This is a genomic window from Pseudomonas sp. MWU16-30316 (assembly GCF_020515645.1).
In the GTDB taxonomy this organism is placed as follows: Bacteria; Pseudomonadota; Gammaproteobacteria; order Pseudomonadales; family Pseudomonadaceae; genus Aquipseudomonas; species Aquipseudomonas cerasi.
In genome coordinates this window covers 186,335-200,249 of sequence record NZ_JAIZAZ010000008.1, presented here as the reverse complement: position 1 = coordinate 200,249, position 13,915 = coordinate 186,335, and the positions used below count along the sequence as shown (strand labels likewise).

General features: G+C 59.0%; 15 protein-coding genes. 7 read left to right on the top strand and 8 right to left on the bottom strand.

The annotated features are described in order from the left end of the window. Positions 1-433: 433 nt before the first annotated feature. Entirely contained in the window at positions 434-1,630 is a 1,197-nt protein-coding gene (locus LCH65_RS22680) for a class I SAM-dependent rRNA methyltransferase (RefSeq protein ID WP_003372549.1), read from the bottom strand. An 85-nt stretch (positions 1,631-1,715) separates the two neighbouring features. Further along, positions 1,716-2,255: a type 1 glutamine amidotransferase domain-containing protein gene (locus LCH65_RS22675; protein ID WP_003372548.1), complete on the bottom strand. Its 540-nt coding sequence runs from the start codon at positions 2,253-2,255 to the stop codon at positions 1,716-1,718. A gap of 238 nt (positions 2,256-2,493) precedes the next feature. Here LCH65_RS22675 and LCH65_RS22670 point away from each other — a divergent pair, with 238 nt between their 5' ends. The 3 genes from LCH65_RS22670 (at position 2,494) to LCH65_RS22660 (ending at position 4,600) form a co-directional block, all read left to right on the top strand. Next, on the top strand, positions 2,494-3,306 hold the full coding sequence (locus LCH65_RS22670) for an HDOD domain-containing protein (protein WP_170846043.1): 813 nt from the start codon (positions 2,494-2,496) through the stop codon (positions 3,304-3,306). A gap of 45 nt (positions 3,307-3,351) precedes the next feature. Beyond that, positions 3,352-4,164, top strand: coding sequence for a bifunctional DNA-formamidopyrimidine glycosylase/DNA-(apurinic or apyrimidinic site) lyase (gene mutM / locus LCH65_RS22665; protein WP_003372546.1), 813 nt, complete (start codon positions 3,352-3,354; stop codon positions 4,162-4,164). 97 nt (positions 4,165-4,261) lie between these two features. After that, the gene (locus tag LCH65_RS22660) at positions 4,262-4,600 is read left to right on the top strand and encodes a hypothetical protein (RefSeq protein WP_003372544.1); all 339 of its coding nucleotides are present in this window, start codon (positions 4,262-4,264) and stop codon (positions 4,598-4,600) included. Between the two features lie 8 nt (positions 4,601-4,608). Here LCH65_RS22660 and LCH65_RS22655 read toward each other — a convergent pair whose 3' ends face one another. After that, entirely contained in the window at positions 4,609-4,860 is a 252-nt protein-coding gene (locus tag LCH65_RS22655) for a YfhL family 4Fe-4S dicluster ferredoxin (protein ID WP_065348897.1), read from the bottom strand. Positions 4,861-4,958: 98 nt separating this feature from the next. Next, entirely contained in the window at positions 4,959-5,438 is a 480-nt protein-coding gene (coaD, locus tag LCH65_RS22650; RefSeq protein WP_003348749.1) for a pantetheine-phosphate adenylyltransferase, read from the bottom strand. A 366-nt stretch (positions 5,439-5,804) separates the two neighbouring features. On the opposite strand from coaD, the gene LCH65_RS22645 reads away from it, so the two are divergent. Next, on the top strand, positions 5,805-6,467 hold the full coding sequence (locus tag LCH65_RS22645) for a TetR/AcrR family transcriptional regulator (protein ID WP_003432509.1): 663 nt from the start codon (positions 5,805-5,807) through the stop codon (positions 6,465-6,467). A gap of 54 nt (positions 6,468-6,521) precedes the next feature. Further along, positions 6,522-7,379, top strand: coding sequence for a sulfurtransferase (locus tag LCH65_RS22640; RefSeq protein ID WP_003432512.1), 858 nt, complete (start codon positions 6,522-6,524; stop codon positions 7,377-7,379). 7 nt (positions 7,380-7,386) lie between these two features. Here the strand turns inward: LCH65_RS22640 and LCH65_RS22635 are convergent, their stop codons facing one another. Further along, positions 7,387-8,421, bottom strand: a complete 1,035-nt coding sequence (locus LCH65_RS22635) for a hydrolase (protein ID WP_096107338.1) — start codon at positions 8,419-8,421, stop codon at positions 7,387-7,389. A gap of 297 nt (positions 8,422-8,718) precedes the next feature. Between LCH65_RS22635 and LCH65_RS22630 the strand changes: the two genes are divergently transcribed. Continuing rightward, positions 8,719-9,771 carry an AAA family ATPase gene (locus LCH65_RS22630; protein ID WP_226439815.1) on the top strand — a complete coding sequence of 351 codons (1,053 nt, stop codon included), beginning with the start codon at positions 8,719-8,721 and terminating at the stop codon, positions 9,769-9,771. Next, complete coding sequence (locus LCH65_RS22625) at positions 9,731-10,351, top strand: hypothetical protein (protein ID WP_183131682.1); 621 nt, start codon at positions 9,731-9,733, stop codon at positions 10,349-10,351. The genes LCH65_RS22630 and LCH65_RS22625 overlap by 41 nt, the downstream gene beginning before the upstream one ends. 62 nt (positions 10,352-10,413) lie before the next feature. Here the strand turns inward: LCH65_RS22625 and rsmD are convergent, their stop codons facing one another. From rsmD to LCH65_RS22610, 3 genes are read right to left on the bottom strand one after another with little or no spacing between them, the layout of a single operon-like run. Then, on the bottom strand, positions 10,414-10,998 hold the full coding sequence (gene rsmD / locus LCH65_RS22620; RefSeq protein WP_003432520.1) for a 16S rRNA (guanine(966)-N(2))-methyltransferase RsmD: 585 nt from the start codon (positions 10,996-10,998) through the stop codon (positions 10,414-10,416). Beyond that, positions 10,998-12,488 carry a pitrilysin family protein gene (locus tag LCH65_RS22615; RefSeq protein WP_058416052.1) on the bottom strand — a complete coding sequence of 497 codons (1,491 nt, stop codon included), beginning with the start codon at positions 12,486-12,488 and terminating at the stop codon, positions 10,998-11,000. Before LCH65_RS22615 ends, rsmD begins: the two co-directional genes overlap by 1 nt. Further along, a complete protein-coding gene (locus LCH65_RS22610; protein ID WP_122266811.1) occupies positions 12,485-13,837 on the bottom strand; it encodes a pitrilysin family protein in 1,353 nt (450 codons plus the stop codon). Before LCH65_RS22610 ends, LCH65_RS22615 begins: the two co-directional genes overlap by 4 nt. Positions 13,838-13,915: the final 78 nt, after the last annotated feature.

The following is a 13,915-nucleotide window of genomic DNA, read 5'->3' as shown; positions in this document are numbered from 1 at the left end:
GGGAATGCAGTTCGTGACGCTCTGCGTCACACGGCGGTTTTTCTTTCGTTAGGTAGATTGGGGTTCGGCTCAGCTCACCTTTTCGCTCCTCGGCGACTCACTTTGAGGGACCAAAGTGAGCAAAGTCCTTCGCTCCTGTTTCCGGCCCGACTTCGTCGGGTTCCTTCGCCCTGTCACTGATCCGGGGGTCGCCGCAACGGGCCATCCATGGCCCGGTGCGGCTAGCCTGGCGTCCTGCCAGGCTACCCCCGGATCAGCGCCAGGACTCAGCCGTCACTTACGTCGCACTCTGCGTCGTCAGTGCCACTGTGATAAAAAAGCGCTTCTTTATAGCGGCGCTGAGCGTCCGGAACGGCATGCCAACGCAGAGCATCGGCACGATAGTCAGGAACAGCGAGCTCTTGTAGGCGCGACGAGGCCGGGCGCTTTGGTATCAGCTGTTGGGCAGCAGCCGGCAGGTGATGCTCTTGATGTAGCGCGTTTCGGCAATGGCCGGGTGTACCGGATGGTCCGGGCCCTGGCCGCCGCGTTCCAGCAGCTGGATGTTGCGGTCCAGATGGCGGGCGCTGGTCAGGAGGATGTTCTGCAGGTCGTCTTCCGGCAGGTGCATCGAGCACGACGCGCTGACCAGAATGCCGTCCTTGCTGAGCAGGCGCATGGCTTGCTCGTTCAGGCGGCGGTAGGCGCCTTCGCCGTTTTTCATGTCTTTCTTGCGTTTGATGAATGCAGGCGGGTCGGCGACGATTACGTCGAAACGCTCTTCTGCGGCTTTCAGTTCCTTGAGCGCTTCGAAGACATCGCCTTCGATGCAGGTCATCTTTTCGGCAAAACCGTTCAGGGCTGCGTTGCGCTCCACGCCATCGAGGGCGAAGGACGACGCGTCGACGCAGGTGACGTCGCTGGCACCGAAAGCCGCTGCCTGAATGCCCCAGCCACCGATGTAGCTGTACAGGTCCAGCACACGCTTGCCTTTGACATAAGGGGCGATGCGCGCGCGGTTCATGCGGTGGTCATAGAACCAGCCGGTTTTTTGCCCGGCCATGACCGGTGCTTCGAACTTCACGCCGTTCTCTTCCAGCGCAACCCATTCCGGCACCAGACCGAAAACGGTTTCGACGTAACGATTCAGGCCTTCCGCATCGCGAGCCGCCGAATCGTTCTTGAACAGAATGCCGCTTGGCTTGATGACCTGAACCAGCGCCGCAATGATGTCTTCCTTGTGGTTTTCCATCGTGGCCGAGGCCAGTTGAACGACCAGAATGTCACCAAAACGGTCGACTACCAGACCCGGCAGCAGGTCGGAGTCGCCGTAGGTCAAACGGTAGAAAGGCTTGTCGAACAGGCGTTCACGCAGCGACAGCGCAACGTTGAGGCGATGGACGAGCAGCGACTTGTCGAGCGGCAGCTTGATGTCGCGGGACAGCAGACGTGCGCAAATCAGGTTGTTGGGGCTCATGGCGACGATGCCCAGCGGCTTGCCGCCCGCAGCTTCGAGGATGGCCTGATCACCGGCTGCAAAACCATGCAGTGGAGTGGCGGCTACATCGATCTCGTTGCTGTAGACCCACAGATGACCGGCGCGCAAGCGGCGGTCGGCGTTGGCTTTGAGGCGCAAGCTAGGCAGGGACATGACGTCGCTCCTGAAAAAAGAGCGGGATTATAGCGCGTCATCCCGGCGCTGGGCCGGGATGACTGCAATTAACTGACGGAATCTGTCAGGCAGACAGCGCTTCGATCAGTTTGCTGTTGAAGGCGGGGATATCATCGGGCTGGCGGCTGCTGATCAGTTTGCCGTCGGTGACGACTTCCTGATCGACCCATTTTGCGCCCGCGTTGACCAGGTCATCTTTCAGCGTCTTGAAGCTGGTCAGGGTTTTACCCTTTACCAGGCCTGCCGAGATCAACAGCCAGCTGCCATGGCAGATCACCGCCACTGGCTTGCCCGCGGCCTCGATGTCCTTGACGATCTTTTGCGCGTCGCTGTCTATGCGGATGGTGTCGGAGTTCTGTACACCGCCCGGCAGCACCACGCCATGATAGTCACTGGCGTTGGCAGCCTTGAATGTGCCGTCGATCTTGAAGTCATCGGCAGGCTTGTCGTGATTCCAGCCTTTGACCTTGCCCTCTTCAGCGGAAAGGATTTCCACGGTGGCACCTGCTTGCTCAAGCGCTTCTTTCGGACCGGTCAATTCAACCTGTTCGAAACCGTCGGTTACAAGAATTGCTATGCGTTTGCCAGTCAGTGCTTTAGACATGGGATCCTCCAGTGTCGGGCTTAAGAGTAGCGTCTGGCAGGCCTTTTTGAAGCCGCCGTTTACGCTGTTAACACAACGTCCGAAGCTTCGTATAAGGCAAAGTTCCGAGAATATCTTCGCCTCGGGTGATGGACCGTTTCTCCGCAAGGGGTCAGAATCCAGTCATCAAGGTGAGTGAATTCCTATGTCCGAAGAGCTAAGCCCAGAACAGATCCAGCAAGCGTTGCAGGGCATCAGTGTGCCTCCGCAGCCGCAAATCATGGTGGATCTGCAGATGGAGCAATACATGCCCGATCCGGACCTGGGGGCGATTGCACGATTGATCGCTCAGGATCCCGGTTTGTCCGGGGCGCTGTTGAAGATCGTCAACTCTCCACACTACGGCCTGTCCAACAAGATTGCCTCGATCGACAAGGCGGTAAACCTGCTGGGCAGTCGGACTGTGATCAACCTGATCAACGCGCAGTCGATCAGGGGCGAGATGACCGATGAAACCATCGTCGCGCTCAACCGTTTCTGGGATACGGCGCAGGATGTCGCGATGACCAGTCTGACCCTGGCCAAGCGCATTGGCTCGCAGACGGTGGACGAATCCTACGCCCTGGGCCTGTTTCACGACTGCGGCATACCGCTGATGCTCAAGCGTTTTCCCAACTACATGCCGGTGCTGGAAGAGGCCTACGCCAACGCGGGGCCCGATTGCCGCATCGTCGATACCGAAAACAGCGCCTTCGACACCAACCATTCGGTCGTCGGCTATTACACGGCCAAATCCTGGCGTCTGCCTGCACACGTTACCGACGCGATTGCCAATCATCACAACGCATTGGCGATTTTCCTGGACGATACCAGTCGCAATGCCACGCTCAAGAACCTCTTGGCTCCGCTGAAAATGGCCGAGCATATCTGCCAGTCCTATCGGGTGCTGGGCAATCAGGACGAGGATCACGAGTGGGAATGCATCGGTGCGCTGGTGCTGGACTACGTGGGCCTGTCCGAATATGACTTTGAATACCTGAGGGAAAGCATCCGCGAGCTGGGCGCGCGCTGATCCGGCGCCGCCCCGGCCTGTCCTTTCTGCACGACCGAGTTGTCCATGCCTGAATTACCTGAAGTCGAAACCACCCGTCGTGGCATTGCGCCGCATCTTGAAGGTCAGCGCGTCAGCCGCGTGATCGTGCGCGACAGCCGCTTGCGCTGGCCCATTCCCGAGGATCTGGACGTTCGCCTGTCCGGCCAGCGTATCGTGCAGGTGGATCGACGCGCCAAGTACCTGCTGATCCAGGCCGAGGTGGGCACCCTGATCAGTCACCTGGGTATGTCCGGGAATCTGCGTCTGGTCGAAGCCGGGCTTCCGGCGCTCAAACATGAGCACGTCGACATCGAACTGGAGTCCGGGCTGGCCTTGCGTTACACCGACCCGCGTCGTTTTGGCGCGATGCTCTGGAGTCTCGATCCGCACAACCACGAACTGTTGATCCGCCTGGGGCCGGAGCCGCTGACCGATCTTTTTGATGGCGAGCGTCTTTACGAGCGCTCGCGTGGCAAGTCGATCGCGGTCAAGCCGTTCGTCATGGACAACGCCGTTGTGGTCGGGGTGGGCAATATCTATGCGACCGAAGCGCTGTTCGCCGCCGGCATCGACCCGCGCCGCGAAGCGGGCAGTGTGTCCCGCGCGCGTTACCTGAAGCTGGCCATCGAGATCAAACGCATTCTGGCCTACGCTATAGAACGTGGCGGCACCACCCTGCGTGACTTCATCGGCGGTGACGGCAAGCCTGGGTATTTCCAGCAGGAATTGTTTGCGTATGGTCGTGGCGGTCAGCCATGCAAGGTGTGCGGTACGACGCTGCGTGAAGTCAAACTCGGCCAGCGCGCCAGCGTGTATTGCCCGAAATGTCAGCGCTGAAATACAGATGACAGGGGCTCTGGGCCATTTGCTTAACCCACAGCCCTGTTTATAGTGATGGCACCTTAATTATTTGCGACGCCTGAAGGATCAAGCCATGAGCCCGTTTCGTATTCTCGCTGCCGCGCTGGCGTTGTTCATCGGCCTGCAGGCGCTGCCAGCGGTGGCCGCCGATGTCACCACAGGCAGCGGCGATCCGGTCTACACCATTCAGAACCCACCTGCGTTTGCCATGATCGGTGACTTGCTGATTGCCCGACCCTTATTGATCGCCGCCACCGTTATCGGTACAGGACTGTTCGTGATCGCTGCGCCTTTTGCGGCGGCAGGCGGCAACCTTGGGGCAACAGGCAAGGCGCTGGTGGTGGATCCGGGCAAGGCAGCCTTCGTGCGTTGTCTGGGTTGCACGGGCGACGGGTACGGCAAGCAGCAGTGAAGGCGTAATCAGGCCTTGCTGGTGATGAGCCGGTACTTGTCCATCAATTGCTCTTTGCTCTCGACGTGATTCTCATCCAGAGGGATGCAGTCGACCGGGCAAACCTGCTGACATTGAGGCTCGTCGTAGTGACCGACGCATTCGGTGCACAGGTTCGGATTGATCACGTAGATCTCCTCGCCTTGTGAAATCGCCTCGTTTGGGCACTCGGGTTCGCAGACGTCGCAATTGATGCAATCGTCAGTGATGATAAGGGACATGAATTGCTCCTGCCGCAGCCGACGCCGGGGCACATTAAAACCAATGCGGCGAATTGTGCCGCATTAGGCTTCGGGATGCACCTTCACATGCAGCGAGTCTAGCGCTTGAAGCGCTCGGTCAGCGCCTGCGCCACTGCAGGATGAACGAATTTGGTGATATCACCGCCCAACGCGGCGATTTCACGCACTAACGTCGAGGATATGAACGAGTAGCGCTCCGAGGGCGTCAGGAACAGGCTTTCGACGTCCGGTGCCAGCTGGCGATTCATATTGGCCAACTGAAACTCGTATTCGAAGTCCGATACGGCACGAAGTCCGCGCAGAAAGACGTTGGCATTCTGCTCCTTGGCAAAATGCGCCAGCAGGGTCGAAAAACCGACCACCTCCACATTGGGCAAGTGCTTGGTGACTTCGCGGGCCAGCTCGACGCGTTGCTCCAGAGGGAACAGCGGGTTTTTCTTCGGGCTGGCGGCAACCGCAATGACCACTTGGTCGAACAGGCGCGAGGCGCGCTCGACCAAATCTCCATGGCCCTTGGTAATCGGGTCGAAGGTGCCTGGGTACAACACTCGGTTCATCGCGTCGTCCTGGTCGGAGTCCGTTGTGGGACTCGGATGGTATCGCAGCCTTCCCGATGGGCCAAGCTGCGCGGCAGGTATCAACGTCGTATTGCGCCGATTATCGGCCATGTTTATGTTGAAATCCCTGATTTTGGGGCTATTTAGCGCAGTCACAGCGGCTGGTCGGCCGATGAAAAACTTTGTAAGACGGACACTGATTGACGAGCGGGATGTCATCCGGATTTTCGATCTGTCCGGTCTTGGCCCGGGCGGGTGTGCCTGCGTCGACGTGACACCCTTATCGCCGCGATTCTGCCACCATCGCAGTATCAGCCTGCGCTAAGATTGCCATCACCTGATCAGCAAAGAGTGGCCTGGCCCAGCATGGCACCGCGTACCAAAACCCGTGAACGAATCGTGCAAACCAGCCTGGAACTGTTCAATCAGCAGGGCGAGCGTTGCGTGACCACCAATCACATCGCTGCGCACATGGAAATCTCGCCCGGCAATCTCTATTACCACTTTCCCAACAAGCAGGCGATCATCGCCGAACTGTTCTCCGAGTACGAGATGCTGATCGGCAGTTTCCTGACCCTGCCAGCCGACCGTGCGCCGACCATCGAGGACAAGCGCGATTACTTCCTGGCGATTATCGACGCCATGTGGCGCTACCGTTTTCTGCACCGTGATCTTGAGCACCTGCTGACCTCGGATGAGGAGCTGGCGCGGCGTTATCGGCGTTTTTCGTACCGCTGTCTGATGCAGGCGATGACCATCTACCGGGGATTCATCAAGGCGGGCATCCTGAAAATGGATGAGTCGCAGATCGAGTGGACCAGTCTTAACACCTGGATCGTCCTGACGTCGTGGGTGCGTTTTCTGTGCACCAATCGGGAAAACTCCACGCAGATCAACCAATCGGCTATTCGACGTGGCGTCTATCAGGTACTTATGCTCGAATCTGTTTTTGTCGCGCCTCAGGCTCGCGAAGCGTTCGATGCTCTGTGCAAGACGTTTCACGCGTCACTGCCCGAGGTTCTGATGTGAATTCCGGGACTGACGAGCAGCCAGCTTGTCGGTTCTCTGCCACAGGAGTGTGTCATGTCCATTGCGCAACTGATCAACCCTGAGCAACTGGCTGAACGCCAGAAAACTCCAGGCCTGGTGATTCTCGATTGCCGCTACGCGCTTGAAGATTCCGACTACGGCCAACGCAGTTACGCCCAGGGGCGTATCGAGGGCGCGTCTTTTGCCGATCTGAAGCGCGACCTCAGCGGGCCTGCTATCAAAGGCAAGACCGGACGTCATCCACTGCCCGATCCCGCCGCTTTGCTGCAATGCTTTCAGGCTTGGGGCATCAACGCCGACAGCGATGTTGTGCTGTATGACGATGGTCCGGGAATGTATGCCGCGCGGGCCTGGTGGTTGCTGGCCTGGATGGGCAAGCGCGAAGGCGTCTACCTGCTCGATGGCGGGCTGAAGGCCTGGCACGCTGCGGGGCTGCCGTTGAGCCTGGATGCGCCGAATCGTGAGCCCGGTCATTTCAGCGGCGAGCCGAACATGTCCATGGTGCTCAGCGGCAGTCGCTTGCAGGGTCGTCTGGGACGCCCGGAAATGACCCTGATCGATGCCCGTGCCGAAGCCCGCTTTCGAGGCGACGTAGAACCTCTGGATCCGGTTGCCGGGCATATTCCTGGTGCGCAGTGTGCAGCCTGTACTGACAACCTCGGTCCCGATGGACGCTTTTTGCCGCCCGAACAGCTCAGGCAGCGTTTCGCTGAAAAGCTGCAGGGCCGCCCGCCGGAGAGTCTGGTCTCCTATTGCGGTTCAGGTGTCACCGCTTGCCACAACCTGTTCGCCCTGTGTCTGGCCGGCTATCCGCTGGCAACGCTGTATGCGGGATCGTGGAGTGAATGGATCACCGATCCTGAACGGGAAATCGCCACGGGCGCCGATTGATTCGTTATCAACTCGTGGGCGAGCCGTCGCGCGCCTGGGCGGCGCATAGCCACAGCGGGATGCGGCGTTCGAGGTAGTAACGCGGATTACGAAGCGAGCCTTCGACGAAGCCGACATGCCCGCCTTTGGTGTGCAGTTCGAATTCGGTGCAGGACGACAGCTCGCTGGGTTCGGGCAGGCTGTGAGGGAATACGAATGGGTCGTCGCTGGACTGGATGATCAGCGTCGGCGTCTGAATCTGGCCCAGGTAGTAGCGGCTGGACGCTCTGCGGTAATAGTCCGTGGCATCGGTAAACCCATGCAACGGCGCAGTCACCCGGCCATCGAAGTCCCAGAAGGTGCGCATGTTCTCCAGTGAGCCCAGCGCGGCGAGCTCGGCCAGGCCCTCGCTGATGCCTTCATGCTGGAACCGGTGCTGCTTGTCACGGATATAAGCCAGCATTTCGCGCATGAAGTGCCGCTGATAAACCCGCGAGAAGCCTTGGCCGATACGGTTGGCGCATTCGTCCAGACGGAACGGCACGGACACCGCCACGGCGCCCCGTAAATCACTGTTGGCGCCGGATTCGCCGAGGTACTTGAGCAACACATTGCCGCCCAGCGAATACCCCACCGCATAAATCGGAGCCAATGGCCGCAGCGAGCGCAAATGAGCGATCACTTCGGCCAGGTCCTCGCTCGCGCCTGAGTGATAACTGCGCGACAGCAAGTTGGGTTCTCCCGAGCAACCGCGCCAGTTCAACGCCACACTCGGCCAGCCCTGCGCTGCCATGGCCTTTTGCAGGCCGGCAACATAGGGCGAGTTGGACGACCCGGTCAGGCCGTGCAGTACCAGCACCAAGGGTTTACCGGACTCATCCGGGCCATGCCAGTCCATGTCCAGAAAGTCCCCGTCCTGCAACCACAACCGCTCTCGCGTACGCTCCAGCAGCGTCGGCTTGCGCAGCAGCGGCCCCCAAAGCGTCTGCAAATGCGGATTGCCCAAGCCGACGGCCGGGACGAATGGATTGGCATGGGACAGAAAGGTAGGGCGTGTGGACACGTGCTTGCTCAACGATCGGTGCAGTGACTGAAGCTGTACGTTGCCATTAAGTGGACCGGGATGTAAGGGGGAGAGCAGTCATGTAGCTCGATGACGTGTTTTTAGGACCGTAGCACCAACCTGGATTGGCGAAACTGTTGAGCTGAGTCAAGTGGCGCGGCGTAGGAAAAGTATCTCCGGTGTGTAAGGCCTGAAGTCCTACAAAAAAACAGGTGCTTTCCAATCATTGATCGCTACACATCATCTCACTCAGGCGATACTGTTCGCTTTCTGAATACATGCATAAGGAAACCTCTGATGCTCAAGACCCTGAGCGTTAAAAATCTCACGGTTTTCCGAGAGCTGAACCTCACATGCAGTCCCGGCCTTAATGTCATTGTCGGGGAAAATGGCATGGGTAAGACCCATTTGCTTAAAGTGGCCTATGCGCTGATCGCCACAAGTGCAGAGGCGGCAAAAAAAGCCAATTTGGCAGAGCCTACCAAGACCTATCTGCAAAAAGCCTATGCGGACAAACTGACAGGTGTGTTCAGGCCTGAATCAGTAGGCAGGCTGGCACGCCGCAAGCAGGGTCGTGGCAGGTGCGAAATATCATTAGCCTTCGATGACAGCGCTCTTGATACCCGTATCAGCTTTGCAACGAGCGCTAAAACGGATGTCCAGATAGAAAAACTTTCCGAGAAGTGGGATGAGCAGAGCCCGCTCTACCTGCCTACTCGCGAGTTGTTGACAATATTCCCCGGTTTTGTGTCTGTTTATGAGGGGCACTACCTTGAATTTGAAGAAACCTGGCGAGATACCTGCTTGCATCTTGGTTCTCCGACTTTGAAGGGGCCGCGCGCGAAATGGGCCGCCCAAATATTGGAGCCGATTGAGCAAGCGTTGGGCGGGAAAGTGGTTCTGGATAACAATGGCCGTTTTTATTTGAACGTGCCGGGTAGTGGATCCATGGAGATGCCTCTGGTAGCAGAGGGGCTTAGAAAGCTGGCGATGCTGGCCCGCCTCATTGCCACAGGCTCAGTCCTCGACAAAGGGTATCTTTTCTGGGATGAGCCAGAGGCAAATCTTAATCCGCGTTTGATCCGGCTGGTGGCAAGTGTGATACATGCGCTGTCCAGCCAAGGTGTTCAGGTATTCATCGCAACACACAGCTTCTTTTTACTCAAGGAACTTGATCTGCTCTCCAGGCAAAAGCCTTTTCCACTCCAGTACTGGGGGCTCAAAAAAGAGGAGAGCGCTGATGGCGTTTCGGTCGAGCAAGCAGACGTGCTGAATGGCCTTTCAAAGCTGGTCATGCTGGACGAGGAGCTTGCTCAATATGATCGTGAGTTGGATATTGCCAATGGTTGATGTGGTTGAAGGTGCGTTAAGATTTTCATTTACTGATGATTGGCAGGTCATCAAGTACGACGAGACTCTCTGGTACACCGAGCGCATGAAGAGAAGCCTCAAAGGCGTGGATATCCTGGCCGCAAAAGAAAATCGTCATTGGTGGATAGAAATCAAGGACTGCGTCGGCTATGAGCCGGATAACTTACCGAGGTTGTCAGAATCCCCACCGACCTCGGTGACTCACACCAAGGCGTGGCTTGATGCGCAGGTATTTGCCGAGCAGGTAAAAGTGCTGCGTAAGAAGCCGTTTATTATTGATGAGGTCATGCAGAAGTTTCGAGACACGCTGGTATCCGTCGTGGTGGCGCACAGGGAAGACGATGGTGAGTTGTCTTCCTACACTGCGCCAGCCATAAGCGGCCAAGGGTTGGTGATTGTTCTACTTCTTACATGGTCCCCTCGTGACTATGGCCGTCTGGCGACTCGTTTGAAAACCAAACTGGATATGGCTTTGAAGCCTTATGGCTTGATCGGTTTTGTTGTCAATGAGGCTTGTAGGGTCCCTGGACTCGACGTGGCGGTAAATAGAACCGCCTAGGATTTTTTCTCCTCACGCAGTTCAGTTCCACAGATTTCCCCGAGAGGTCTGTGGAATTCTGATTACCCCCGCTGCCACAACGCGTAATACACCTGACCAGCCTTTTTCTCGCGGTGCAATCGCCAGCTTCCCGGCAAGCCGGTGGTCGATGGCGGTGTTTCGCTTTCGGTGTAAATCCAGGCGGTGTCGGCCAGCCAGCCGTGGCTTTCCAGCAGGTTGCAGGCTGAAGCCAGCAGGCCCTGATGGAAGGGCGGGTCGAGGAACACCACGTCGAAGGGCGAGGCGGTGGCGGTTTCCAAGTGGCGCAGGGCGTCGGTCTGGGAGACCTGACCGCTGCTGCAGTTCAGCGCATTGAGGTTCTGGCGCAGGCTGGCGATGGCTGCCGCGTTGCTGTCCAGGGCCAGGCCCATGCTGGCGCCACGCGACAAGGCTTCGAAATACAGCGCGCCGCTGCCCGTGAAAACGTCCAGCACCCGGGCACCGGCGATGTAGGGTGCCAGCCAGTTGAACAGGGTTTCGCGCACGCGATCAGGTGTCGGGCGCAGGCCGGGGGCGTCGGGGAAGGTCAGGCGGCGGCTGCCCCATTCCCCGCCGATGATACGAAGCTGACCCAGGCCGTTGTGGCCCTTCGGACGTGGATTGGCCATCAGTGTTCCGGGACCCCTGCAGGTTGGCGGACGGGTTTGTCGGTCGGCGCCGGCAAGGGTTTTTGCTCGACGGTCGGACCCACGGTGACGATGACCATCTTGTCAGCGCTGAGGTGTTTGCTCATTGCCGCTTTCACCTGTTCGACGGTCACGTTCTGCGCGGCGGCCATGTAGTCCTCGAGGTAGGTCAACGGCAGGTTGTAGAAACCGATGGCACCCAACTGGCCCACGATGGCCGAATTGCTGGCTGCAGTCAGCGGGAAGCTGCCGGTCAGTTCGCGCTTCACATCGTCGACTTCTTTCTGGGTCGGACCGTTGGCGAGGAAGTCGCGAACGATGTCCTGCACCAGCTTGAGGGTGTTTTCGCTCATTTCCGCACGCGTCTGCAGGCCGATCATGAACGGCCCAGCCACCTGCATGGCAGTGAAGCCGGAAGACACGCCGTAGGTCAGGCCGCGTTTTTCCCGCACTTCGGTCATCAGTCGGCTGCCGAAGCCGCCACCGCCCAATACCGAGTTACCCACGGTCAGTGCCGCGTAGTCCGGATCGTTACGGTCGATGCCCAACTGCGCGAGCATCAGGTGCGTCTGGTTGGAGGCAAATTCGATGTGCGTGGTGCCTGCCTTGGGCTCGACCGGGTCAGCGACCTTGGCCAGCGCCGGGCCTTTGGGCAACGAGGCAGATACCTGTGCCGCGATGGCCTGCGCGTCGTCTCGCGACAGGTCTCCGACCAGAGCAATCACTGCATTGCCCGCTGCATAGCCTTTGGCGTGGAACGCCTTGAGCTGAGCCAGAGTGATGGCGTTGACGCTCTTGGCGTCGCCTTCGCTTGGGTGAGCGTAGGGGTGATCACCGTACAGACGATTGAACAGTTCCTTGCTGGCGATAGCGCCAGGGTTCTGTTTCTGAGTCTCGAAGCTGGCGATCAACTGGTTCTTGATGCGGGCCAGAGAATCGGCAGGGAAGGTGGGCTTGCCCACGACCTCACTGAACAGCTTCAGGGCCGGATCGCGCTTGTCCGCAGCACTCAGGCTGCGCAACGAGACCACCGCCATGTCACGGTAGGACCCGTTGCTGAAGTCGGCGCCCAGGCCTTCGAAGCCCTGGGCGATCGCGTTGACGTCCTTGCCTTTGATGCCCTCGTTGAGCATGGCGTTGGTCAGCAGGGCAATACCGGGGGATTTCTGGTCCTGGCTGCTACCGGCGGCGAACGTCAGGCGCATGTCGAACATGGGCAATTCGCGGGATTCCACGAACAGCACCCGGGCGCCCTCGGCGGTATTCCAGGTCTGGATGTTCAGGGCGCGACGGGCCGGAGCCTTGCCGTCCAGTTCCTTGAGGGTCTGCAGGTTGCTGCCCAGCGCGGGAGCGGCCTGGCCCTGCTCGGCAGGCGCGTCGTCGGCCAGGGCTGGCAGTGCGACAAAGGCGCCGAGCGAACCGGCCAGGATCAGGCCAAGCAGCGCATGACGTGGAGCATTGCGCGTGATCATTTGGCTTTCTCCTCAGGCAGAACGTGCGCAACGCTGAGGCGCTCACGGGTGAAATAGGTGTTGGCAGCTTTCTGGATGTCTTGTGGGGTCACGCTTTGCAGCGCCTCCAGTTCATTGTCCATCAGCTTCCAGGACAGACCGACGGTTTCCAGCTCTCCGATCATGGTCGCCTGGCTGGTGATCGAGTCGCGCTCGTAGACCACACCGGCAATGACCTGAGCCCGGACACGCTCCAGCTCCTCGGCGGACGGTGCCTTGGTTTTCAGCTCATCGAGCAGGCGCCAGATCCCGGCTTCCACATCGGCCAGGGTTTTCTTCTTCTGCAGGTTGGGTGTGGCGCTGATCATGAACAGGCTGTCGCCGCGAGCGAACGCGTCGTAACGCGACGAGGCACCGGAGACCAACTCTTCGCCACGTTCCAGGCGCGAGGAAATGCGTGCGCTGTAGCCACCGTCGAGCAGCGCTGCGATCAGACGCAGGGCGTTCGCCGAGCGGGGATCTTCAGCGGTTGCGACACTCGGTACGTTGAAACCGTAGATCAGACTCGGCAACTGGGTTTTGACGTGCAGGGTGATCTTGCGCTCGCCTGGCTCGGCCAGTTCCAGTGGTTTTTTCGAAGGCGGTACATCGCGGCGCGGGATCGATCCGAAGAAGCGCTCTGCCAGGGCTTTGACTTCGTCCGGCTGCACATCACCGACGACCACCAGCGTGGCGTTGTTCGGCGCATACCAGGATTCGTACCAGTGGCGCAGTTCTTCGACTTTCATGCGCTCCAGGTCCGCCATCCAGCCAATGGTCGGCGTGTGATAGCCGCTGGCAGGGTAGGCCATTGCCTTGAAGCGCTCGAACGCCTTGCCCATTGGCTGGTCGTCAGTACGCAGGCGACGCTCTTCCTTGATGACCTCAATCTCGCGGCTGAATTCGTCGGCGGGCAATTTCAGGGTTGCCATGCGATCGGCTTCCAGCTCCAGCGCGACGTTCAGGCGGTCACGCGCCAGGACCTGGTAATAGGCGGTGTAGTCGTCGCTGGTGAACGCATTCTCTTCAGCGCCCAGATCGCGGAGAATCAGCGAGGACTCGCCCGGCCCGGTTTTGCTGCTGCCTTTGAACATCATGTGTTCAAGTGCGTGGGACAGACCGGTCTGGCCCGGCGTTTCGTAGCTGGAGCCGACCTTGTACCAGATCTGCGATACCACCACAGGAGCGCGGTGGTCTTCGCGAACAATAACCTTCAGGCCATTGTCGAGGGTGAATTCGTGAGTCGGTTGCGGATCAGCAGCCAATGCTGTCAAAGGCAGAAAAATTGTGCTGAGCAGCAGGCCTGCGGCGCGGCGGGCAAGAGCATTCATTCGTAGTTTGAACCTGTAGGACGGCCCGCTTGAACTTAGCGTCGGCGGGCGCGGGGGTGTTAGGATACTGATCCGTTT

Bases quoted from the DNA above. Each gene is read 5' to 3' on its own strand.
- LCH65_RS22680 (WP_003372549.1), bottom strand. From the start codon at position 1,630: ATGTCCCTGCCTAGCTTGCGCCTCAAAGCCAACGCCGACCGCCGCTTG.
- LCH65_RS22675 (WP_003372548.1), bottom strand. From the start codon at position 2,255: ATGTCTAAAGCACTGACTGGCAAACGCATAGCAATTCTTGTAACCGAC.
- mutM (WP_003372546.1), top strand. From the start codon at position 3,352: ATGCCTGAATTACCTGAAGTCGAAACCACCCGTCGTGGCATTGCGCCG.
- LCH65_RS22660 (WP_003372544.1), top strand. From the start codon at position 4,262: ATGAGCCCGTTTCGTATTCTCGCTGCCGCGCTGGCGTTGTTCATCGGC.
- LCH65_RS22655 (WP_065348897.1), bottom strand. From the start codon at position 4,860: ATGTCCCTTATCATCACTGACGATTGCATCAATTGCGACGTCTGCGAA.
- coaD (WP_003348749.1), bottom strand. From the start codon at position 5,438: ATGAACCGAGTGTTGTACCCAGGCACCTTCGACCCGATTACCAAGGGC.
- LCH65_RS22645 (WP_003432509.1), top strand. From the start codon at position 5,805: ATGGCACCGCGTACCAAAACCCGTGAACGAATCGTGCAAACCAGCCTG.
- LCH65_RS22640 (WP_003432512.1), top strand. From the start codon at position 6,522: ATGTCCATTGCGCAACTGATCAACCCTGAGCAACTGGCTGAACGCCAG.
- LCH65_RS22630 (WP_226439815.1), top strand. From the start codon at position 8,719: ATGCTCAAGACCCTGAGCGTTAAAAATCTCACGGTTTTCCGAGAGCTG.
- rsmD (WP_003432520.1), bottom strand. From the start codon at position 10,998: ATGGCCAATCCACGTCCGAAGGGCCACAACGGCCTGGGTCAGCTTCGT.
- LCH65_RS22615 (WP_058416052.1), bottom strand. From the start codon at position 12,488: ATGATCACGCGCAATGCTCCACGTCATGCGCTGCTTGGCCTGATCCTG.
- LCH65_RS22610 (WP_122266811.1), bottom strand. From the start codon at position 13,837: ATGAATGCTCTTGCCCGCCGCGCCGCAGGCCTGCTGCTCAGCACAATT.